The sequence below is a fragment of the Amycolatopsis thermophila genome (assembly GCF_030814215.1).
Lineage (GTDB): Bacteria > Actinomycetota > Actinomycetes > Mycobacteriales > Pseudonocardiaceae > Amycolatopsis_E > Amycolatopsis_E thermophila.
Genome location: NZ_JAUSUT010000001.1, coordinates 6,650,441 through 6,672,869, shown reverse-complemented (window position 1 = coordinate 6,672,869; position 22,429 = coordinate 6,650,441). Strand labels below are relative to the sequence as shown.

The 22,429-nt window shown below is 71.9% G+C and carries 20 protein-coding genes; 16 read left to right on the top strand and 4 right to left on the bottom strand.

What is annotated here, in order from left to right; translation table 11 throughout:
• Positions 1–101: 101 nt before the first annotated feature.
• The 12 genes from FB470_RS32665 (at position 102) to FB470_RS32610 (ending at position 14,570) form a co-directional block, all read left to right on the top strand.
• Positions 102–311, top strand: a complete 210-nt coding sequence (locus FB470_RS32665) for a hypothetical protein (RefSeq protein ID WP_191244964.1) — start codon at positions 102–104, stop codon at positions 309–311.
• 14 nt (positions 312–325) lie between these two features.
• The gene (locus tag FB470_RS32660) at positions 326–2,365 is read left to right on the top strand and encodes a hydantoinase/oxoprolinase family protein (protein ID WP_306997841.1); all 2,040 of its coding nucleotides are present in this window, start codon (positions 326–328) and stop codon (positions 2,363–2,365) included.
• A 5-nt stretch (positions 2,366–2,370) separates the two neighbouring features.
• A complete protein-coding gene (locus tag FB470_RS32655; protein WP_306997839.1) occupies positions 2,371–4,287 on the top strand; it encodes a hydantoinase B/oxoprolinase family protein in 1,917 nt (638 codons plus the stop codon).
• A 35-nt stretch (positions 4,288–4,322) separates the two neighbouring features.
• Positions 4,323–5,051 (top strand): hypothetical protein, encoded by a 729-nt coding sequence (locus tag FB470_RS32650; RefSeq protein WP_306997837.1) that lies wholly within the window; start codon positions 4,323–4,325, stop codon positions 5,049–5,051.
• The gene (locus FB470_RS32645; protein WP_306997834.1) at positions 5,051–6,523 is read left to right on the top strand and encodes an aldehyde dehydrogenase family protein; all 1,473 of its coding nucleotides are present in this window, start codon (positions 5,051–5,053) and stop codon (positions 6,521–6,523) included. The genes FB470_RS32650 and FB470_RS32645 overlap by 1 nt, the downstream gene beginning before the upstream one ends.
• Positions 6,520–8,106, top strand: a complete 1,587-nt coding sequence (locus FB470_RS32640) for a class I adenylate-forming enzyme family protein (protein ID WP_306997832.1) — start codon at positions 6,520–6,522, stop codon at positions 8,104–8,106. The genes FB470_RS32645 and FB470_RS32640 overlap by 4 nt, the downstream gene beginning before the upstream one ends.
• Complete coding sequence (locus tag FB470_RS32635; protein ID WP_306997831.1) at positions 8,103–8,894, top strand: SDR family NAD(P)-dependent oxidoreductase; 792 nt, start codon at positions 8,103–8,105, stop codon at positions 8,892–8,894. The genes FB470_RS32640 and FB470_RS32635 overlap by 4 nt, the downstream gene beginning before the upstream one ends.
• Positions 8,895–9,218: 324 nt before the next feature.
• The gene (locus tag FB470_RS32630) at positions 9,219–9,746 is read left to right on the top strand and encodes a cupin domain-containing protein (protein ID WP_191244957.1); all 528 of its coding nucleotides are present in this window, start codon (positions 9,219–9,221) and stop codon (positions 9,744–9,746) included.
• A 14-nt stretch (positions 9,747–9,760) separates the two neighbouring features.
• Positions 9,761–11,131, top strand: coding sequence for a phenylacetate--CoA ligase family protein (locus tag FB470_RS32625; RefSeq protein WP_306997829.1), 1,371 nt, complete (start codon positions 9,761–9,763; stop codon positions 11,129–11,131).
• A 2-nt stretch (positions 11,132–11,133) separates the two neighbouring features.
• Positions 11,134–12,177, top strand: coding sequence for a zinc-dependent alcohol dehydrogenase family protein (locus FB470_RS32620; protein WP_306997827.1), 1,044 nt, complete (start codon positions 11,134–11,136; stop codon positions 12,175–12,177).
• Positions 12,178–12,218: 41 nt separating this feature from the next.
• Entirely contained in the window at positions 12,219–13,427 is a 1,209-nt protein-coding gene (locus tag FB470_RS32615; RefSeq protein ID WP_306997825.1) for an acetyl-CoA C-acetyltransferase, read from the top strand.
• 24 nt (positions 13,428–13,451) lie between these two features.
• Complete coding sequence (locus FB470_RS32610; RefSeq protein WP_191244953.1) at positions 13,452–14,570, top strand: NDMA-dependent alcohol dehydrogenase; 1,119 nt, start codon at positions 13,452–13,454, stop codon at positions 14,568–14,570.
• Positions 14,571–14,623: 53 nt separating this feature from the next.
• Here the strand turns inward: FB470_RS32610 and FB470_RS32605 are convergent, their stop codons facing one another.
• The 4 genes from FB470_RS32605 to FB470_RS32590 are packed head-to-tail and all read right to left on the bottom strand — an operon-like array spanning position 14,624 to position 18,140.
• The gene (locus FB470_RS32605; protein ID WP_306997823.1) at positions 14,624–15,076 is read right to left on the bottom strand and encodes a MaoC family dehydratase; all 453 of its coding nucleotides are present in this window, start codon (positions 15,074–15,076) and stop codon (positions 14,624–14,626) included.
• Positions 15,073–15,813, bottom strand: a complete 741-nt coding sequence (fabG, locus tag FB470_RS32600) for a 3-oxoacyl-ACP reductase FabG (RefSeq protein ID WP_306997821.1) — start codon at positions 15,811–15,813, stop codon at positions 15,073–15,075. The genes FB470_RS32605 and fabG overlap by 4 nt, the downstream gene beginning before the upstream one ends.
• A 9-nt stretch (positions 15,814–15,822) precedes the next feature.
• Positions 15,823–16,971: an acyl-CoA dehydrogenase family protein gene (locus FB470_RS32595; RefSeq protein ID WP_191244950.1), complete on the bottom strand. Its 1,149-nt coding sequence runs from the start codon at positions 16,969–16,971 to the stop codon at positions 15,823–15,825.
• Positions 16,968–18,140 carry an acyl-CoA dehydrogenase family protein gene (locus tag FB470_RS32590; RefSeq protein WP_306997819.1) on the bottom strand — a complete coding sequence of 391 codons (1,173 nt, stop codon included), beginning with the start codon at positions 18,138–18,140 and terminating at the stop codon, positions 16,968–16,970. The genes FB470_RS32595 and FB470_RS32590 overlap by 4 nt, the downstream gene beginning before the upstream one ends.
• 90 nt (positions 18,141–18,230) lie before the next feature.
• On the opposite strand from FB470_RS32590, the gene FB470_RS32585 reads away from it, so the two are divergent.
• From FB470_RS32585 to FB470_RS32570, 4 genes are all read left to right on the top strand, one after another.
• A complete protein-coding gene (locus FB470_RS32585; protein WP_306997817.1) occupies positions 18,231–18,926 on the top strand; it encodes a GntR family transcriptional regulator in 696 nt (231 codons plus the stop codon).
• 87 nt (positions 18,927–19,013) lie between these two features.
• Complete coding sequence (locus tag FB470_RS32580) at positions 19,014–20,711, top strand: CoA-transferase (protein ID WP_306997815.1); 1,698 nt, start codon at positions 19,014–19,016, stop codon at positions 20,709–20,711.
• The gene (locus FB470_RS32575) at positions 20,708–21,529 is read left to right on the top strand and encodes an enoyl-CoA hydratase/isomerase family protein (RefSeq protein WP_306997813.1); all 822 of its coding nucleotides are present in this window, start codon (positions 20,708–20,710) and stop codon (positions 21,527–21,529) included. Before FB470_RS32580 ends, FB470_RS32575 begins: the two co-directional genes overlap by 4 nt.
• Positions 21,526–22,416, top strand: a complete 891-nt coding sequence (locus FB470_RS32570) for an HpcH/HpaI aldolase/citrate lyase family protein (protein WP_191244945.1) — start codon at positions 21,526–21,528, stop codon at positions 22,414–22,416. The genes FB470_RS32575 and FB470_RS32570 overlap by 4 nt, the downstream gene beginning before the upstream one ends.
• Positions 22,417–22,429: the final 13 nt, after the last annotated feature.

Genomic DNA, 22,429 nt, shown 5'->3' with positions numbered 1-22,429 from the left:
TCGCGCAGGGGATGGTGGTCCGCATCACCCCGGTCCTACGTTCTCCAACGAGCGCGAGGACGCGCGGTCACCACCGAGCACACCAGCGGAGTTGTGCGGATATGAATGAAATTCGAGAGAACCCGGTTCTGGAGCGGATCCCGGTCGACGGTCCCTGTCCCCGGTGCGGAGCCGAGGAGCTGCGGCGCTACCCCGTGGTGTCCGAGGGTGGCTGGTTCCAGGTCGTCAAGTGTCAGAGCTGCCTGTACTCGGTCGATCGCGAGCCGTGGTCACGCCTCGGTCCGATCCAGCTGCTGTCCGATTCGCTGTAACGGAGGAGCCGACGATGATCGCAGTGGATGTGGGCGGCACGTTCACCGACGTGGTGGCCCTGCAGGACGGGCGGATCCGGACCGCGAAGGTGTCCACCGACTACACCGACGTCTCCGGGCCCGTCCTGGCCGGCGCGGCGACGCTCGGCGTCGAGGGCGCCACGGTCTTCAACCACGCCAGCACGCACGGCTTGAACGCCGTGATCACCCGGCGGCTGCCCAAGATCGGGTTCCTCACCACCGAGGGGCACCGGGACATCCTCGACATGGGACGGGTGTGGCGCCCGGCGGCGGCCATCCTGGACCCGCGCTGGCGCCGCAGCTTCGGCGACGCCGCACGCCCGCTGGTCCAGCGGTACCTGCGCCGGGGCATCCGCGAGCGCATCACCGCCGACGGCGGGGTGCTGTTCGAACTGGACGAAGCCCAGGCGCGCACCGAGCTGGACGTGCTGCGGCGCTGCGGCGTCACGGGCGTGGCGATCTGCCTGATCAACGCCTACGTCAACCCGGCGCACGAGGTGCGCCTGCGCGAGCTCGTGCGCGAGGTCCTGGGTGATGTCCCGTGCTCGATCTCCAGTGACGTCTCCCCGCTGGCCAAGGAGTACGCGCGGGCCTCCACGACGGTGATCGACACCTTCATGAAGATCATCTACTCGGACTACACGGCACGACTGGAGAAGGGGCTCGCCGAGCTCGGCTTCACCGGGCAGCTCAACTTCGCCGACTGCGCGGCCACCCTCGTCCCCTCCGGACGGGCGATGGAGCACCCCTTCCGCATCGTCTTCTCCGGGCCGGCGGCGGGCACCGTCGCGTGCGCGCACTTCGGCGAGCTGATCGGGGAGAAGGACCTGCTCTGCGCCGACGTCGGCGGCACCTCGTGCGACATCAGCGTCGTGACGGGCGGGGAACCGTTCGTCAACACCACCTTCGAGCTCGAACACGACCTCGTCGTCAACGCGCTGGCCAACGACATCTCCAGCATCGGCGCTGGCGGCGGCAGCATCGTCGCGATCGGACCGGCCGGCGAGATCCAGGTGGGGCCGGACAGCGCGGGAGCCGCGCCCGGCCCGGCGTGCTACGGCCGCGGCGGCACCCTGCCGACCACCACCGACACCTGCCTGATGATCGGCATCATCGACCCGCAGGGGTTCGCCGGCGGCGAGATGACGCTGGACCCCGCGCTGTCCCGGCAGGCGTTCGAGGCGCTGGACTCGGAGTTCACGCTCGCGCAGCGCGTCCGCTACGCCTACGAGATGGCCGTGAACAACATGGCCGAAGGCGTGTTCAACATCGCCATCAAGAACGGCGTCGACCCGCGCGACTACAGCCTCGTCGCCTACGGGGCGGCCGGCCCGATGCTGCTGCCCGCGGTGCTCGACACGGTGCACTGCAAGCAGGTGATCGTGCCGCCCAACCCGGGCCTGTTCTCGGCTCTCGGCCTGCTCTCCGCCGACCAGGTCTTCACCGCCAACCGGAGCGCCTACCTGGTGCTGACCCCGGAGGCCGCGCCGCGGATCGACGCCCTCTTCGCCGAGATGGAGGCGCAGCTGGCCGAACGCCTCGACCCCGGGACCCGGGTGACGTTCCACCGCAGCATGGACGCCCACCTGGTCGGCCAGAGCTGGGAGACGCCATTCGTCCCGGTGCCGGAGGGCACCATCGACGGCGCCGCGATCGGCACCATGATCTCTTCGTTCCACGACACCTACGGGGCCCGGTCGGGCAACCGGTTCGAGATGCTGCCGGTCGAGGGAGTGACCTTCCGCGTGCGGGCGGTGCTGGACACCCCGAAGGTGACCTACCCGGAGATCCCCGGACGCGACGGCGAACCGCTCGCTCCGGCCCGCACGACCGTGCTGCGCTACCTCGGCGACCTCGACGCCGACGGCGAGGGCGCGCAGGAGGCCGCGGTGTACGACCGGGCGGCGTTGCGCGCCGGTGACGTGCTCGACGGTCCGGCGGTCGTCCACGAGGGACTGTCCACGACGCACGTGGGCGCGGGTCAGCGGGCCACCGTGGGCCGGTACGGCGAACTGATCATCCGGAGGAAGTGAGTCCCATGACCGAGCCCGCGCGCCTGCGCGAAATCTCCGACGACGAGTTCACCGCCGCCTACGGCAGTGACCGCTTCACCTCGGCGGTGATCCTCAACCGCCTGCGGTACGCGGTCGAGCACATGTCCACCGGCTTCATGCGGGAGGCGTTCTCGCCGATCATCCGCGACTGGTACGACTTCGCCTGCACGATCAGCGGTCCGCCGGAGCGCGGTTACCCGATGGCCGTGGTCAGCAACAGCCTCGTGGTGTTCCTCGGCACGCTGGGCGACGCCGTGCGCAACGCCGTCGAGGAGTACGGCCCGGAGAACCTGTCCCCGGGCGACGTGCTGATCTGCAACGACCCCTACCGCGGGGGCACCCACGTCAACGACGTCTGCTTCATCCGCCCGGTGTTCGCCGGCGGGAAGATCGTCACGTTCGTGAACATGCGCGCCCACCAGCTCGACATGGGCGGCACCGTCCCCGGCGGGTTCTCCGCCACCAAGTCCAATGTGTACGAAAACGGGCTCGTCATCCCGCCCGTGCTGCTGTGGTCGCGGGACCAGCCGGTGCGCTCGACGTTCAGCCTGATCTTCGACAACACCCGCTGGGGCGGCATGCTGCTGCCCGACTTCAAGAGCATCCACCAGCAGCTCAAGCTCGGCGAACAGCTGGTGCTGGAGAACATCGAGCGGTACGGGCTGGACGCCTACCTGGGCACCCTGACCTACGCCTGTGACACCTCGGCCGAGCGGATGCGCGACGCGATCGCGCTCGTGCCCGACGGCGACTACACCGGCTCGGCGCTGATCGACGCCGACGGCCTGGACGACACCGTCGACTACACGGTGCGGGTGACCCTGCGCAAGCGCGGGCAGCACATCGAGGTGGACCTGTCCGGCACTTCGCCGCAGGCGCGCACCTGCATCAACTGCGGGGTGCTGGACGCCAAGACCGCCGTCGGTGTGGCGTTGACCATGCTGCTGGACCCCGAGGTGCCGTTCACGTCGGGCACCTGGCGCACCATCGACCTCGCCACGCCACCCGGCACGCTGGTGTCGTCCCTGCCCCCGGACGGCGGGATCATGATGTTCTGGGAGGCCTCCGGCGCCGTGGTGTCGGCGATCTTCGACGCGCTCAACCCGGTGCTCGGTGAGAAGGGCGTGGCCGGCGACTACGGCTCGACCAACACCCACAACGCCTCCGGGGTGACGGCCGGTGGAACCCCGTGGACGAGCGCCACCCAGTGCGGTGGCGAGCACGGGCCGTGGGGCGCGACGAAGGAAGGCGACGGCGACAGCTACACCGTCCTGTTCTTCCTGAACAACCTCGACCCGGCCACCGAGACCATCGAGCACGACGCGCCGGTGGTCATGCTCCGCAAGGAACACGCGATCGACACCGGCGGGGCCGGTGAGTTCCGCGGCGGTGCCGCGAACCTGAAGGACACGTTGTGGCTGTCCGCGGCGAACCACTACCTGTCGCCGTTCCGGACGAAGGTGCCCAGCGGGGTCGGTGCGAACGGCGGCAAGGCCGGACCGAACGGCGCCATGTGGTTCTTCCCGCCGCGGGAGGGCGCACGGGAGCTGCTCGGCACCTCCGCCGAGGTGTACGCCGGGAGCATCCCGGTCGCCGGGGTGCTCGATCCGGACAGCAAGGCGCCGGACCCGGAGGGCGTCTACCACTACTTCGCCAGCCGGCCGGTGTGGCGGACCGAACCCGGCACGGTCCTGCGCTGCCTGACCAACGGCGGTGGCGGGTGGGGCGACCCGCTCGCCCGCGACCCGCAACGCGTGCTCGCCGACGTGCGCAACGCCTACGTCAGCGTCGAAGGCGCGGCACGCGACTACGGCGTCGTGGTCGTCGGCGACCCCCACCACGACCCGGAGGGCCTGCGCATCGACGAGCAGGCCACCGCGGAACTGCGCGCCCGGCGCTGAAACCCGGTGCACCCCAACGACGACGAGGATCGACGATGACTGCAACTGTCCCTGCTTTCGACGACCGGAACCTGTTCTTCGCCTTCTCCACCTTCACCGGCGAGCGCGCCACCTTCGACAAGTGGTACGACGAGGAGCACATCCCGCAGGTGATGGACTCGCCGGGGATGGTCGGCGCCCAGCGGTTCGTGGTCGCGGACACCAAACCGCTGCCCGGCACCGAGCCGGTCGACTTCGGGCACGCCGCCCTGTACGAACTCGACGGCAGCCCGGCGCGCTTCCGCGAGGAGGTGAAGCGGATGCTGATGTCGGGGGAGATGGTGCTGCCGGACTTCATGGTCCAGCCGTTCACGGCGCTGTTCCTGCGCCCGGTCAGCGAACCGCACCACTCGGAGCGCTACGCGGCGCTGGACAGCCTCGACGACCGGCACCTGTGGCTGGTGTTCAGCCACCGGCCGGAGGACGCCGCCGCCTACGACAAGTGGTACGACGAGGAGCACATCCCGCAGGTCCTGTCCGCGCCCGGTTTCGTGCGCGCCCAGCGGTTCGTGCTCTCCGATGTCAAACCGCTGCCCGGGGTGGTGACGCCCGAGGTCAGCCACCTGGCGATCTACGAGACCACCGGCCCGCTGGACCCCATGCGGGAGTCGGTCAAGCAGCAGCTGATCTCCGGTGAGATGGTGCTCCCGGAGTTCATGCGGCCGCCGTTCGGCTCGATGTTCCTGCGCCCGGTGAGCCCGTTCTTCCCGGCGGCGGGTGCGTGATGGACGTCGCCGGGGTGACCGTGCCGCACGCCGACGAGGTGTTCGTGGCGGGGGAGTGGGTGCCTGCCGTCGGCGAGTACCGGATCGTCTCGCCGAGCACCGGGCAGCCGGTCGCGACCGTCGGCCTGCCCTCGGTCAAGCACGCGCAGGCCGCGGTCGACGCCGCCCGCACCGACGGGCTGGCGTCGTGGGCGGAGATGCCCGTGGCTGGCCGGGTCGAGATCTGCGACCGGTTCTGCGCGGCCATGGAGGCGCGCCTAGACGACATGGGCACGGTCTGGGCGGTCGAGTCCGGGATGCCGGTCCGCTACAGCCGCACCCTGCACCGCTTCGCCGCGGTGGGGGCGTGGCGGACCCTGCTGGACAGCGCCGAGAACGTCCTGCGCGACACGGTCCGCGGATCGGCGCTCGGCGACGTCGTGGTCCGGCGCGAGCCGGCGGGCGTGGTGGCCGCCATCATGGCCTACAACGGGCCGCTGGTGACGATGGCGAGCAAAGCGCTGCCCGCGCTGCTCGCGGGCTGCCCGGTGGTGGTGAAGGCTGCGGTCGAGTCGCAGCTGATCATGCGGATCATCGCCGAGTGCGCGGCCGGCGCCGGGTTCCCGGCCGGCGCGCTGAGCATCCTCTGCGGCGACGTGGAGATCGGCCGTGAGCTGAGCGCGAACCCGCACGTGGACATGGTGTCGCTCACCGGCGGCCGGGCCGCCGCCCAGCAGATCATCGAGTCCACGCGCCACCGGTTCGCCCGCACGCACCTGGAGCTGGGCGGGAAATCCCCGGCGCTGATCCTCGACGACGCCGACCTCACGGTCGTGCTGAAGACGCTGGTGCCCGGCGCGACCAGCGGCGCCGGCCAGATCTGCGCCGCGCTGTCCCGGATCCTCGTGCCGGAGCGGCGCCACGACGAGGTCGTCGAGCTGCTGCGGCAGGCGTGGGAGGGGCTGCGCATCGGGGACCCGCTGGACCCGCGCACGCAGATCGGCCCGGTGGCCGCACCCTCGGTGGTCGAGCGTGCCGAGGGGTTCGTGGCGCGGGCCGTCGCCGACGGCGCGCGCGTGGTGGCGGGTGGCCGGCGGCCCGCGGGGTTCGACGCCGGGTGGTACTTCGAGCCGACGCTCGTGACCGACGTGGCGCGGGACTCCGACCTGGCCCGCAACGAGGTGTTCGGGCCGGTGACGGCGGTGCTGACCTACCGCGACGACGAGGACGGCCTGCGCCTTGCGAACGACACCAGCTACGGCCTCGCCGCGAGCGTCTACACGGCGGATCGTGACAAGGGCGTCGCCTACGCCCGCCGGATCCGGGCCGGCTCGGTCGCGGTCAACGCGTTCGGCCCGGCGCTCACCGCCCCGTTCGGGGGGATGAAGGGGTCGGGCTGGGGGCGCGAGGCCGGGCCGGAGGGGATCTGCGAGTTCACCGAGCTCAAGCAGATTCTGATCGGTCCCTCCGGCCGAACGGGGAGTGCGGGATGAACTTCAGCTGGATCCTGGACTCGGTGGTCGCCCGGGTGCCGGCGGCGGGCCCGGGCCGGATCGCGTTCAGCTTCGACGGCCGGGACCGGATCACCTACGGCGAACTGCACGACAAGACGCTGCGGTACGCCCGGGCGCTGCGGGAACTGGGTCTGCGCAAGGGCGACCGGCTCGGTCTGCTGCTGTTCAACGACGCGGAGTACCCGCCGCTGTTCCTGGCGGCCGCGCGCCTGGGCGTGATCACCGTCCGCCTGAACTTCCGGCTCGCTCCGGCGGAGCTGGCGTTCGTCCTGGCCGATTCCGGGACCTCCGTGGTCGTCGTCCACAGCAGCCTGACCGGCCGGCTCGACCCGGTGCGCGACCAGGCGGGCGTGGGCACGTACGTGGTGCTGCCCGACTCGGGCGACCCGGTGCCGGACTGGGCGCGGCCGTTCGAGGTGTTCCGCGAGGCGGAGCCGCTCACCCCGGACGAGCTGCCCGAGGTGACCGGGGACGATCCGATGAGCCTGCTCTACACGTCGGGCACGACCGGCAGCCCGAAGGGTGCGGTGTGGACACACGGCAACACCGTGGCCATCGCGACGGCGCAGGCGCTGCGGTGGCAGTTCGGCGAGGAGACGGTCTCGCTCGTGCCGGGTCCGCTGTACCACGCCGGCGGGTTCGAGGCGTTCGTCGCACCGGCGCTGCTGATGCACGGCACGGCGGTCTTCCTGCCCTCCGGGAACTTCACCGTCGACCGGCTGCTGGCGGTGCTGCGGGCGGAGCGGGTGACCGACTGCCTGCTGTTCCCGTTCATGCTCAACGAGCTGCTGCACCGGGACGACCTGGAACGGGTGCTGCCGCCGTCGCTGCGGCGGTTCATCCTCGGCGGCGACATGGTCATGCCCTCGGTCGCCGAGGAGGTCAAGCGCCGGCTGCCGGAGGTCAAGCTCACCCAGGTCTACGGGCTCACCGAGGGCGGCGCCATCGCCACCACGCTGGAGGACCGGGACTTCCTCGCCCAGCCGAAGAGCATCGGCCGCCCGCTGCCGCTCGCCCAGGCGCGGGTCGTCACGCCGGAGGGCCGGGAGGCCGCGGCGGGCGAGGTCGGCGAGATCGAGGTCCGGTCCCCTGCGGTGAGCCAGGGGTACTGGAACCGCCCGGATGCCACCCGCGCCACCTTCCACGACGGGTGGTGCCGCACGGGCGACCTCGGGTACGTCAACGCCGACGGTTTCCTGCACCTGTCCGGCCGCGCCAAGGACATGATCCGCAGCGGCGGGGAGAACATCTACCCGGCCGAGGTGGAGAAGGTCCTGGCGGCCCACCCGCAGGTGCTGGAGACGGCGGTCGTCGCGGTCCCGGACTCCCGCTACGGCGAGGTCGGGTGCGCGATCGTGGTGCCCGAGGCCGGGCAGCTGCCGGAACCGGACGCGCTGCGCGCCTTCTGCCGGGAACGGCTGGCCGGCTACAAGGTCCCCAAGTACTTCCTCATCTCGGACGAGCTGCCCCGCAACGCCTCCGGCAAGATCCTCAAGTACCGGTTGCGCGAGGCGTTCGCCCACATCGAATCCGAATTGGACGGAGAGAAGACGCCGACATGAGCAGGAAACCGGAACTGGTCCTGGTGAGCGGAGCCGCCGGGGGCGTGGGTTCGGCGACGGCCCGCCGCTTCGCCGCGGACGGGGCCAAGGTCGCCCTCACCGACATCAACGCCGACCGGCTCAAGGAGGTGGCCGACGAGATCGGCGGCCTCGCACTGCCCGCCGACGGCACCCAGCGCGACGCCGTGCATGAGGTGGTGCAGCAGGCCGTCGCGGACCTGGGCGGGCTGGACGCGGTCGTGGCCGCGCAGGGCGCCGCGATCTCCGGCGGGGCGAGCCCGAAGGGCGACCCGGCGTGGTTCTCGGCGTTCGACGTGAACCTGCACGGCGGTTTCTTCCTGGCCGGCGAGGTCATGCCGCACCTGGTGCGGCGCCGCGGATCGCTGGTGATGATCGCCTCCACGGCGGGGCTGTTGTCCGGCCCGCCCGGCACCGCCGGTTACAGCGCCGCCAAGGCCGGGGTGATCGGGCTGGTGCGGTGGCTGGCCCGCGAGTACGGGCCCAAGGGCGTGCGCGTGAACGGGGTGTGCCCCGGCTGGGTGCGCACCCCGCTCGGTGAGGGAGCGATGACCTACCTCGCCCAGCGCGAGGGGATCACCCTGGAGCAGGCCTACGAGCGCGTCGCCGCGCACGTTCCGCTGCGCCGGGTCGCCGAGCCGGCGGAGATCGCGTCGGTGTGCGCGTTCCTCGCTTCACCGGACGCCTCGATCGTGACCGGGCACGTGCTCGTCGCCGACGGCGGGGGAGCGGTGGTCGACCCGGCCACGATCGAGTTCGACCCCGCCTGAGCGGCGCCGGCGGCAGCAGTTCGCCGGGTTCGACCGGGCGTGCCGCAGCGGGGCGAGCCGGGTGAACGTCGGCAGTTGCCGTCGGTCAGGGTCGCCGCCAGCGGGATCCCGCTGCCTTCGGTGATGACACGGTGCTCGAAGCCGATGCGGGCACGGCCTGCCGGGCTCGACCCGGCGACGATCGAGTTCGACCCCGCCTGAGCGGCCCTCGCCGCAGCAGTTCACCGAGTTCGACGGGCGGCACGCCGGTCGACGGGCGACGTTGACATGCGCTCGCAGGACATAATATATTTAATTTGAGACAGCGGCACAAAGGAGTGGGCGATGGCTGGTGAACACACGAACGTGCGGGCGCGCCGGGTCGTGACCGGGGTCGACGAGAACGGCCGGTCGGCCATCCTGGTGGACGAGGACACCGCCACGCGCGTGGCGCTGCCCGGGTTCACCGTGAACGACGTGTGGCGGGTGGACCGCCTGCCGTCCCATGTGGACGACGGCGACACGCTGACCGGGGAGGTGGAGCTGGACCCGCCGGCGAACGGCCTGGTGGTGCGGCTGGCCACGTTCCCGCCGGACAGCGAGATCGACCCGGAAACCTACAGCGCTTCCATCGACGCGTTGCACGGTGAGGACGCCAACGCCGGCGACGCGGAGGTCATGGGCATGCACGCCACCGAGACGGTCGACGTGGTCACGGTGGTGTCGGGCGAGCTGTACGCGGTGTTCGAAACCGGCGAGACGCTGTTGCGGCCCGGTGACACGATCATCAACCGGGGCAACAAGCACTCCTGGAGCAACCGCGGTGACCAGCCGGCCACCGTCGTGACCACCATGCTCCCGGCCAAGCGCTGACCAGGGGCGGCGCAGTGCACACCTTCCCCCGCCAGCCGCACTCCGGCGAGCACTGGAGCGCGGCCGAGACGCTCCCCGCGGCGCAGGCGCGGCGCGTGCAGGACGAGCGGCTCGGCGAGCAGATCGCCTACCTGGCCGCGCACAGCGAGTTCTACCGGGCCAAGTTCGCCGAGCACGGCGTGGACCCGGACGGCATCACCACCGTCGACGATCTCCAGGGCCTGCCCTTCACCGAGAAGCAGGAGCTCCGCGACAGCCTGGCGGCCGCACCTCCGCTGGGCCGGCACGTGGCCGCGCCTGCCGCGGAGATCGTGCAGATCCAGGCGTCCTCGGGCACCACGGGTAGCCCGTCCTACGTCGGGCTGACCGCGAGCGACGTGGGCACGTGGTGCGAGCTGGGGGCACGCGCCCTGTACGCCAACGGGTTCCGGCCCGGCGACCGGGTCCTGCACGCCTTCGGGATGAGCAAGGGGTTCGTCGGGGGCCTGCCGATCGTGCAGATCCTGCAGTACATGGGTGTCGTCGACATCCCGATCGGGGCGGAGGCCGGCGCCGAGCGGCTGCTGCGCGTGCAGGCCGACCAGCGCCCGTCCGGGATCATCGGCACGCCCTACTTCCTGGCCCACCTCGCCGAGCAGGCACCCGGCGTCGTCGGCCGCCCGGCCACCGAACTCGGCGTCCGCACGATCAGCGTCGGCGGTGAACCCGGCGGCGGGCTGCCGAGCGTGCGCGGCAACCTGGAACGCCTCTGGGGCGCCACCGTGCGCGAGATGCTCGGCGGCACCGACATCGCCTGCACCTACTGGGGCGAGTGCGAGGCCGGCGACGGGATGCACTTCCTGTCCCCGGACCTGATGATCGCCGAGCTGATCGACCCGGACACCGGACAGCGCGTCGAACCCGTCGAAGGGGCCACCGGCGAGCTGGTCTACACCGCGCTGCGGCGGCGGGCCTCGCCGTTGCTGCGCTTCCGCACCCGCGACCACGTGGTCGTCACCGGGACCGGCTGCTCGTGCGGCCGCACCGGCTACAAGGTGCGCTGCGTCGGCCGCACCGACGACATGCTGATCGTGCGCGGCATCAACGTGTTCCCCTCGGCCGTCAAGGACCTGGTGCAGCGGTTCGTCCCGGCGGCGACGGGCGAGATGCGCATCCGCGCGGACTTCCCCGGGCACACCACGCAGCGGCCGCTGCCGCTGGTGGTCGAGCACGCCGCGGACCTGCCGCCGGCGCGTCAGGAGGAGCTGCGCGCGGACCTGGAAGCCCGCCTCCGCTCGGCACTGAACGTCAAGTGCCTCGTCGAGCTGGTGCCCGAGGGCTCGCTGAAACGACCGGACCACGTCAAGGTCGCCCTCGTCGAACGCGTGGCGACCCGGAAGGACTGAAGATGCGCGGAGTGGTGTTCAACGGTGAACGCGAGCTGGAGATCGCCTCGTTCGACGACCCGGTTCCTGGGCCCGGCGAGGTCGTCCTGGAGATGAAGGCCTCCGGGATGTGCGGCAGCGACCTCAGGTTCTACCGCGCGCCCGCGGGCGAGGCGCTCGCGGCGTTCGGGCTCTCCGGCGACGGGGCCCGGATCATCGCCGGCCACGAGCCGTGCGGGGTCGTCGCGGCGGCCGGCCCGGACGTCACGCGCTTCCGCGAAGGCGACCGGGTCATGGTCTTCCACTACGACGGGTGCGGTTTCTGCGACCTGTGCCGCACCGGCTGGACGCAGATGTGCGAGCGGGGTGCGGCGATCTTCGGCGCGACCGCGCACGGCGGCCACGCCGACTACCTGAAGGTCCCGGCGCGCACGCTCGTCCCGCTCCCGGACGAACTGAGCTTCACCGCCGGCGCCGCCATCTCCTGCGGGACCGGCACCGCCTTCGGCGCACTGGTCCGGCTGGACCTCACCGCGCGCGACACCATCGCGGTCTTCGGCCAGGGCCCGGTCGGGCAGTCCGCGGTGCAGCTGGCCGCCGCGATGGGGGCCGAGGTGATCGCGGTGGACATCGCCGCGGAGCGGGTGGCCAAGGCGACGGAGTTCGGCGCGGCCCACGCCATCGACTCCAGCGCGAGCGACCCCGTCGAGGCCATCCGCGAACTCACCGGCGGCAAGGGCGTGACCCGCGCACTGGACTGCTCGGGCGCGCCGGCGGCCCGCGCCGCCGCGGTCCGCGCCGCCGCGCGGTGGGGCCGGGTCGCGTTCGTCGGGGAAGGCGGTGAGGTGACGCTGAACGTCAGCCCCGAGGTCATCCGCAAGCAGCTGACCATCCTCGGCTCCTACACCTTCTCCATCGCCGGGCAGGCGGACTGCGCGCGGTTCGTCGCCCGGCACGGCGTCGAGGTGGACAAGCTGTTCACCGACCGGTGGCAGCTCGCCGACGCCGAGCGGGCCTACCGGGAGTTCGACAAGCAGACCGGCGGCAAGGCGGTCTTCGAGATCTGACCCGCCCCACCACCCCATCCGGACACCATCGAGGAGAACCCGTGCGACGCGCCGCGATCGTCAGCCCCCTGCGCACCCCCGTCGGCTCGTTCGGCGGAGCGCTGCGCGACCTGCCCGTCGAAGACCTCGCGGCCGCCGTGGTCCGCGAGGTCGTCGCCACCTCGGGCGTCGATCCGGAGCGGATCGACGACGTGGTCTTCGCCCAGTCCTACGCCAATTCCGAGGTGCCGTGCGTGGGCCGCTGGGTGGCCCTGCACGCCGGGCTGCCGATCGGCGTGCCCGGCATGCAGCTCGACCGCCGCTGCGGCGGGGGACTGCAGGCGCTGGTGACGGCGTCGATGATGGTCCAGACCCGTGCGGCGGACGTGGTCCTCGCCGGCGGTGTCGAGTCGATGAGCCGGATCGAGTACTACTCGACCGCGACCCGGTGGGGCGCCCGGGCGGGCACGGTGCAGCTCTACGACCGGCTCGACCGGGGCCGGGAGCGGTCGCAGCCGGAGGCGAGGTTCGGCCGGATCTCCGGGATGATCGAGACGGCCGAAAACCTGGCCGCGGACTACGGCATCGACCGGGACCGGGCCGACGCCTACGCCGCCCGCAGCCATCAGCGCGCCGCGGCCGCCTGGAAGGACGGCCGGTTCGACGCGGAGGTGGTGCCGGTCGAGGTGCCGCGGCGCAAGGGCGACCCGCTGCTGGTCACCACCGACGAGGGCGTGCGCCCCGACGCCACGCCGGAGTCGCTGGCCCGGCTCCGCCCGGTGACCCCCGGCGGCACCGTCACCGCGGGCAACGCCAGCCAGCAGAACGACGCGGCCGCCGCGTGCCTGGTCGTCGCCGAGGACCGGCTGGAGGCGCTCGGCCTGGAACCACTGGGATACCTGGACGCGTGGGCGGCGGCGGGCTGCGATCCCGCCCGGATGGGCATCGGGCCCGTCCCCGCGGTCGCCAAGCTGGCGGCGCGCACCGGCACCGGCACCGCGGCCCTGCTCGACGGCGTGGACCTGGTGGAGCTCAACGAGGCGTTCGCGGTGCAGGTGCTGGCCGTCCTGGAGGGCTGGGGCTGGCACGACCACGACCGGCTCAACGTCAACGGCTCGGGCATCTCGCTCGGCCACCCGATCGGCGCGACCGGCATGCGCATGGTCACCACGCTGCTGCACGAGCTGCGCCGCCGCGGCGGCCGCCGCGGCCTGGCGACGATGTGCGTCGGCGGTGGGCAAGGCCTGGCGGCGACGCTCGTCGCCGCCTGAACGACGACCGAAGGAGACCATACTGTGCTGACCCGTGGGGCGATCGTGCGCGAGGCGCCGGGCGAGTACGAGGTCGTCGACCTCGAACTGGACGACCCGCAGCCGGACGAGGTCCAGGTGAAGGTGGTGGCGTCCGGGCTGTGCCACTCCGACGACCACATCGCGACGGGGGACATCCCCGTCGGCACGTACCCGTTCGCCGGCGGCCACGAGGGCGCTGGTGTGGTGACCAAGGCGCACCCGAACCGCAAGGGGATCAAGGAGGGCGACCACGTCGTCTTCCTCGCGGTGCCGGTGTGCGGGCACTGCCGGTTCTGTGCCTCGGGGCGGCAGGCCCTGTGCGACCTGGGGGCGGGAATCCTCGCCGGCCCGCGCTGGACGGACGGCACCTACCGGCTGCACACCGCGGACGGCACGCCGGTGGGGCAGATGTGCGGCATCTCCACGTTCGTCTCCACGACCACGGTGTCGCTGGACTCGGTGGTCAAGATCGACGACGACATCCCGCTCGACAAGGCCTGCCTGGTCGGCTGCGGCGTCGGGACCGGGTGGGGGTCGGCGGTCAACGCCGCAGCCGTGCAGCCGGGCGACACGGTGATCGTGATGGGCGCCGGCGGCATCGGCGTCAACGCCCTGCAGGGCGCGGCGCACGCGGGCGCGACGACGATCATCGCCGTGGACCCGGTCCCCTTCAAGCGGGAGAGCGCGCCGACCTTCGGCGCCACCCACGCGGTGGAGACGATGGACGAGGCGGCCGAGCTGGCCCGCCAGTTCACCAACGGGCAGGGCGCCGATTCGGCGATCCTCACCGTGGGCGTGCTCACCGCCGAGCACGTGGGGCAGGGGCTCGCTGCGATCCGCAAGGACGGCACGTGCGTGGTGACCGCGATGGCCCCGCTGGCCGAGGTCGGCGCGCAGGTGGCGCTCGGCGATCTCGCCCTGTCGCAGAAACGCCTGCAGGGCACGCTGTTCGGCCACTCGAACCCGACCTGGGACATCCGGCGCCAGCTGCAGCTGTACCGGGACGGCGCGCTCAAGCTGGACGAGCTGGTGACCCGGACCTACACCCTCGACGAGGTGACCCAGGGCTACCGGGACATGCACGAGGGCAAGAACATCCGGGGCGTCATCCGGCACGACTGACGGCGCGGCAGAACGGGCCGGGACACCTCGCGCGTCCCGGCCCGTTCGCGTGTTCAGGCGACCAGCAGGAGCATTTCGGCCACGCACGCCGGCTTGGCCGCGCCCTCGGCGGTGACTGCGTACCGCACCGTGAGGGTGGCACCGGCCGGGCCCTCGCGGACGTCGGTGAACGTCGCCGTCGCGGTCAGGCGCGACCCCACCGGCACCGGCGCGGGGAACCGGACCTTCTTCAGGCCGTAGTTGATCCGCGTGGTGCCGAAGTCCAGCCGGAACAGCCGCTGCCCGAACCACGGGAGCAGCGACAGCGTGAGGAACCCGTGCGCGATGGTGGTGCCGAAGGGGCCGTTCGCGGCACGCTCGGGATCGACGTGGATCCACTGGTGGTCGCCGGTGGCGTCGGCGAACGCGCCGATCCGGTCCTGGCCGATCTCCAGCGGCTCGCTGGGGCCGAGCTCCTCGCCGAGCGCGGCCTTCACCTCGTCGATCCCGGCGAACGCGCGCGTCACATGAACCGTCCGCCGGTCACTTCCAGCACCGTGCCGGTCATGTAGGACGACAGGTCGCTGGCGAGGAACAGGGCGACGGAGGCCACTTCGGACACCTCGCCGGCGCGCCGCATCGGGATCTCGGCCATCTTCTGGTCCCACACCTTCTGCGGCATGGCCTCGGTCATCGCGGTGCGGATCAGGCCGGGCTGGATCGCGTTGACCCGGACCCCGTGGTGGGCGAGCTCCTTGGCCGCGGCCTTGGTCAGGCCGACGATCCCGGCCTTGGCCGCCGAGTAGTTGGTCTGGCCGGCCATCCCGACCTTGCCGGACAGGGACGAGATGTTGACGATCGCGCCGCGCTTGCGTTCCCGCATGATCGCGGCGGCCTTGCGGGTGCCGTTCCAGCTGCCCTTGAGGTGCACGTTGATCACCTGGTCGAACTGCTCCTCGGTCATGGTCCGCATCGTCGCGTCGCGGGTGATGCCGGCGTTGTTGACCATGACGTCGACGGGCCCGAACGCCGCCTCCGCGGCCGCCAGCAGCGCGTCCACGTCGTCGGCCACGGTCACGTCGCAACGGACGCCGCGCGCGACGTCCGGGCCCCCGATGCGCTTGGCGGCGAGGACGGCCGCGTCGCCGTCGAGGTCGCCGATCACCACGCGGGCCCCGTGGGCGGCGAACAGCTCGGCGATGGCGAACCCGATGCCCTGGGCGGCGCCGGTGACGACGGCGGTCCGGTCGGTCAGCAAGGACATGTCTCTCCCTCAGATCCGGTTGCGGGCGATGAGCTGGGCGGCGATGACGTTGCGCTGGATCTCGTTGGTGCCCTCGCCGACGATCATCAGCGGAGCGTCGCGGAAGTAGCGTTCGACGTCGTACTCCTTGGAATAGCCGTAGCCGCCGTGCACGCGGATGGCGTCGAGCGCGACCTGCATGGCCGCTTCCGAGGCGAACAGCTTCGCCATGCCGGCCTCCATGTCGGCCCGCTCGCCGGCGTCGAGCCGCTCCGCGGCGTCCAGGGTCAGCAGCCGGGCCGCGCGCATGCGGGTGGCCATGTCGGCGAGCAGGTTGCCCACGGACTGGTGCTTCCAGATCGGCTTGCCGAAGGACTCCCGCTCCTGGGCGTAGCGCACGGCGGCGTCGAGTGCCGCCTGTCCCACGCCGAGGGCGCGCGCGGCGACCTGGATGCGGCCGACCTCCAGGCCGCGCATCATCTGCGCCCAGCCCTGGTGCGGGGTGCCGCCCAGGACCGCTTCCTCCGGCACCGTGCGGCCGTCGAACACCAGCTCGCACGCCTCCACGCCGCGGTAGCCGAGCTTGGGCAGCTTCTTCGAGATGGTCAGGCCCTCGCCCGGCTCGACCAGCAGCACGCTCATCCCGCGGTGGGCCGGTTTCGCCTCGCGATCGGTGATGCACAGCAGGCCGATCAGCCCGGAGTGGGCGGCGTTGGAGATCCAGGTCTTCGACCCGGTGATCGACCACCCGCCGTCGACCGCAACGGCGTGGGTGCGCATCGCCTGCAGGTCGCTGCCGCCGCCGGGTTCGGTGAGCGCCATCGTCGCGCGGATGGTCCCCTCGGCCATCTTCGGCAGGTACTTCTCGCGCTGCTCCGGGGTGCCGAACGTCTTGATCAGGTAGGTGATGACGGAGTGCCCGCCGATGGCGCCGGCCAGGCTCATCCAGCCGCGGGCCAGCTCCTCGGTCACGCGCGCGAAACAGGCGGTGCTGACGTCCACGCCGCCGTACTCGGCGGGCGCCAGGAGCCCGAAGAACCCCAGCTTCTTCATCTCGTCGATGAACTCGCCGGGGTAGATGTCGTCCTCCTCGAACTCGCGCACCCGCGGGCGCACCCGCTCGTCGACGAACTCCGAGACGAGAGCGACCATCTGCTCCTCGTCCTCGTTGAGCTTCATCGTCCCGTCCTTTCGTTGCGGATGAGGGCGCCGCCGATGATGAGGCGCTGGATCTCGCTGGTGCCTTCGTAGAGGCGCAGCAGACGCACGTCGCGGTAGATGCGCTCCACCGGTACCTCGCGCATGTACCCGGTGCCGCCGTGGATCTGCACCGCCAGGTCGGCCACCCTGCCCGCCATCTCGGTGCAGTACAGCTTCGCCGCGGAGGGGCCGATGCGGCGGTCCTCGCCGGAGACGTAACGCCGCGCGGTGTCCCGCACCAGGGCGCGGCCGGCCATCACGCCGGTCTGCTGGTCCGCGATCATCGCCTGGACCAGCTGGAAGTCACCGATCGGGGTGCCGCCCTGGGTGGCCGAGGCGGCGTAGGCGACGGATTCGTCCAGGGCGCGCTGGGCGGTGCCGACGGCCAGCGCGGCGATGTGCACGCGTCCCCGCGCCAGCGAGGTCATCGCCGCCCGGTAGCCGGCCGCTTCGTCCCCGCCCACGAGGGCCGAACCGGGCACCCGGACGCCGGAGAACACGACGTCCGCCGTCCAGGCGCCCTCCTGGCCCATCTTGCGGTCCTTGACGCCGACCTCGACCCCCGGCGTGCCGGCCGGCACCAGGAACACGGCGATGCCGGGCCCCGTCTCGTCGGCCGGACGGGTGCGGGCGAACACGACGAACAGGTCGGCGATGGGGGCGTTGGTGATGAAGCGCTTCTGCCCGTCGATGACCCAGTCGTCCCCGTCGCGGACGGCCCGGGTGCGCAGGCCGGCCGGGTTGGACCCGGCGCCCGGCTCGGTCAGGGCGAAGGAGGCCACCACCTCGCCGGAGGCGATGCGCTCCAGCCACTCCGCCTTCTGCCCCTCGGTGCCGAAGTTCACCAGCACCTGCCCGGCGATGCCGTTGTTGGTGCCGAACATCGACCGCAGCGACAGCGACGTGTAGCCGAACTCCATGGCCAGTTCCACGTCCTGGGTCAGATCCAGGCCCAGGCCACCCCACTCCTGGGGGATGGCGTAGCCGAACAGGCCCATTTCCGCGACTTGTTTGCGCAGGTCGTCCGGTATCGCATCGCTGTCGGCGATCTCCTGCTCGCGGGGCACGACCTTCGTCCGGACGAAGTCGCGCACCAGCTCCAGGATCGGTCGGAAGTCCTCGGGGCTCACGGCCGGGGGAGTGCTCATGGAAAATATTTTATCACGTCGCTCGGCTGCTGCTGAAGTAAAATATATTATGATGTGTATCCGCGGTGGTCGACGGAAGGCAGGGCGGACATGGTACTGGACAACTCGGTCTTCCCGAGGTCGCGGCGGGTGGCTCTCCCGGCCAGCCTCAAGGAAGCCGCCGCCCAGGAGATCCGGCGGCAGGTCTTCGCCGGGGTGCTGCGCCCGGGGGTCCGGATCGACCAGGACGCGGTGGCGGAGCGGCTCGGGATCAGCAAGCTCCCGGTCCGGGAGGCGCTGATCGCGCTCGAGGTCGAGGGGATCATCGAGGTCGTGCCACGCCGCGGGGCGTTCGTCGCCAGGCTGTCCCGGGAGGACGTCCGCGACCAGTACTGGATGCTCGGCGTGATCTCCGGCCTGGCGGCCGAGCGGGCGGCCGCGCGGATGTCTCCGGCCAGCCTGGAGGCGCTCGACGAGATCGCCGCGCGGATGGAGACGGAGGTGTCGAGCGAGCGGCTGGACGTGCTCAACTTCGAGTTCCACCGGGTGATCAACCGGGCCTCGCGCTCGCGCCGGCTCGTCTCGGAGCTGAAGGTGCTGGGCAGCGCGATCCCGCACGGGTTCTACGAATCGCACGCCCAGTGGTCGGCCGCGGCGCACGCCGACCACCGGGAGATCATCGACGCGCTGCGGGCGGGGGCCGGCGACGTGGCCCGCAAGCTCACCGAGGACCACTTCCTGCGCGGCGGGAACCGCGCGGTGGCGCTGCTCGAGGAGCGCGGGTTCTGGGACGACGCGGCCGGGTGAGCTCGGGTGTGGTCCAGCGCACTCGTCTAATCGTAAAATATATTATATGGTCAGGCGGCGAACGTGGCGAGGAACGGGGGTGCCGGCTTGGCGACCGACTTCTGCCGGCTGGACGAGGCGGTGGCCCGCCACGTCCGGCCGGGCGACGCGATCCACGTGATGATGGGCCACTCCCGGTGGAGCGCCCTGGTCCGGGAGATCGCGCGGCAGCACTGGGGCAGGCCGCCGGCCTTCACCCTGATCATGGCGAGCCTGTCCTCGCTCGGGGCTGTGCTGTTCCGCGCGGGCTGCCTGGAGCGGGTCGTCACCGTCTACTCGGGAGACTCGTTCCCCGTGTTCACGCCCAACCCGGTCTTCCAGCAGGCCTACGGCAGCGGCGCGGTGCAGGTGGAGAACTGGTCGTTCCTGAGCTTCATCCAGCGGCTGCGCGCGGCCGCCACCGGGGTGCCCGCGGTGGTGACCGGTTCGGTGCGCGGCTCGTCGATGGCCGCCAACGACGCCTACGACGAAGTGGACACCCGGTTCGGCCGGGTCGGCCTGGTCGCGCCCCTGGCCCCCGACATCGCGGTGGTGCACGCCGCGGTGGCCGACCGGCGGGGCAACCTGGCGATCGCCCCGCCGATGTTCGAAGGCTCGATCGGTGCGTTCGCCGCCCGGCGCGGGGTGCTCGCCACCGTGGAGAAGGTGGTCGACGATCTGCGTGCCTGGTCGCCGCTGGTGCGGATCCCCGCCCACCGGGTGCTCGCCGTCGTGGAGGCGCCGTTCGGTGCCCACCCCGGCGGCGTGTTCGCCGGTCCGGCGGGTGCCGCGCTGCCGGTGCGGGGTTACGCCGAGGACGTCCCCTTCTGGATCGACGTGCGCACCGCCACCCGCTCCGAGCGGTTCGACGACTGGATCCGCGAGTGGATCCTCGAACCCGCCGATCACGAGGCCTACCTCGCGAAACTCGGCGGCGACCGGCTGGCGGAGCTGGTGCGCGCGGCCGGCGGGCCGTCGCTGGTACCGCGCGGCGACGGCCACGGCGGACCGCCGACCCCCGCCGAGCGCGCGGCGGTCTGGCTCGCCGACCTGCTGGGCGAGCGCATCGCGGCCACCGGCGCGGACGCCGTGCTGGCCGGTGCCGGGCTGGCCAACCTCGCCGCGTGGGTCGGCGTCGCGCGGTCGAAAGCCGCCGGTCACGAGGTCGCGCTGGCCGCCGAACTGGGGCTGTGGGACTACACCCCCACCCCCGGCGACCCGTTCATCTTCAGCTTCGCCAACTTCCCGACCGCCTCGATGCTGCTGGACACCGAGCAGGTGCTGGGCACCCTGGTCAACGGGCCGCGCACCCGCTCGATCGCGTGCGTCGGCGCGGCCGAGATCGACCGCCACGGCAACATCAACACCACCAAGATCGCCGGCGGCCCCCACCTCGTCGGGTCCGGCGGCGCGAACGACGTCGTCACCAACGCCGACGAAACCCTGGTCGTCGGCACGCTGAGTCCCCGCCGGTTCATCGAGCAGTGCGACTACGTCACCAGCCCCGGCGCGCGCGTCCGCGCCGTCGTCACCGACGCCGGCACGCTGACCATGCGCGACGGCGACCTGGTCCTCACCCACGTCGCCCCCGGGCCGGAGGCGCTCGCCGAGCGGATCGCCGCGGTGCGCGCTCGCTGCGGCTGGGACCTGAAGGTGGCCGAGGACGTCCGCGAGCTGCGGCCGGTGACCGCCGAGGACGTCGCCGAGCTGCGCGACCACGACCGGGAGGGGCTCTTCCTCGGCCGGGACAGGAAAGGAAGCACATGAGCCGCTACGCACGTTTCCCCCACCTGCGGGTGGAGGGCCCCGACGAACACGGGGTCATCGAGCTGGTCCTCGACGCCCCCAATCTCAACGCGGTGAGCGAAGCCGCCCACGCGGACCTCGCCGAGATCTGGCGCGAGTTCGACCGCGACCCCGACGTGGCCGCCGTCCTGCTCCGCGGCGAGGGCAAGGCGTTCTCGGCGGGCGGTTCGTTCGACCTGGTGGAGAAGCTGTCCACCGACTACGACACCCGCACGCGCACCATGCGCGAGGCGCGGGACCTGGTCTACAACGTCATCGACTGCTCGAAGCCGACGGTCTCGGCCATCCACGGTCCCGCCGTGGGAGCCGGGCTGGTCGCCGGGGTGCTGGCCGACGTGTCCGTGGTCGCCCGGAGCGCGAAGATCGTCGACGGCCACACCCGCCTCGGCGTCGCCGCCGGTGACCACGCCGCCGTGTGCTGGCCGCTGCTGTGCGGCATGGCCAAGGCCAAGTACTACCTCATGACCTGCCGGCCCCTCACCGGCCAGGAAGCCGAGCGCATCGGCCTGGTCTCGCTCTGCGTCGACGAGGAGTCCGACCTCCTGCCCACCGCCAGGGAGATCGCCCGCGAGCTGGCCACCGGGGCGCCCACCGCGATCCGCTGGACCAAGCAGTCCCTCAACGCGTGGTACCGGCAGATCGCCGGGGCCATCTTCGACTCCTCGCTCGCGCTGGAGTTCTACGGCTTCGCCGGTCCCGAGGTGCGCGAAGGCCTCGCGTCTCACCGCGAGCGCCGCAAGCCCGACTTCTCCCGTCCCGTCAAGGAGGACATCCGATGAAGCCCTACCGTTCCCTGCTGTTCGTCCCCGGGCACAAGCCCACCTGGGCCGACAAGGCGCTCGCCTCGGGTACCGACGCGGTGATCCTCGACCTCGAGGACTCGGTGCCCGCCGGGGACAAGGCGGACGCCCGCAAGACCGTCGCGGAGACGCTGGACCGGCTGGCCGACGCCGCCCGGGCCGACCTGTGGGTCCGGCCCAACAGCTCCGTCAGCGGCCTGCTCGGGGCCGACCTGGAGGCCGTGGTGCGACCGGGGCTGGCCGGGCTGTTCCTGCCGAAGGTGTTCGACGCGCAGGAGATCGTGCGGATCGACGCCGTGGTGTCGCACCTGGAGGAGCGGGAGGGGCTCGCGCCGGGCTCGGTCGGACTGATCGTGAGCTACGAGACCGCGGTGTCGATGGCCCACTGCGAGGAGATCGCCACCGCCAGCCCGCGGGTGGCCAGCCTGCTCGGCGCGACCGGACCCAACGCCGACGTCGGGCGCGAGCTCGGGTTCGAGTTCACCCCCGCCGGGCTTGAGACCCTGTACCTGCGCAGTCGCATCGTCCTCGCCGCCCGCGCGGCCGGCCTGCACCACCCGCTCGCCGGCGTGTGGCAGGACATCCGGGACCTCGACGGGTTCCGTCGCTTCTGCGAGGACAACCGCGGGCTCGGCTACCGCGGGATGGTCTGCATCCACCCCTCCCACGTCGCGGTGGCCAACGAGGTCTTCACGCCGTCGCCGGAGAAGGTGGAGTTCTACCGGCGCATGATCGACGCGTTCCGCAAGGCCGAGGCCGAAGGCAGCGCGGCGGTGGACTTCGAAGGCCAGCACATCGACCTCGCCCACGTGAAGACGGCCGAAGGCGTCATCGAGCTCGCCGAAGCCGTGGCGCGGCACGGCTGATCCCACTCCCCAC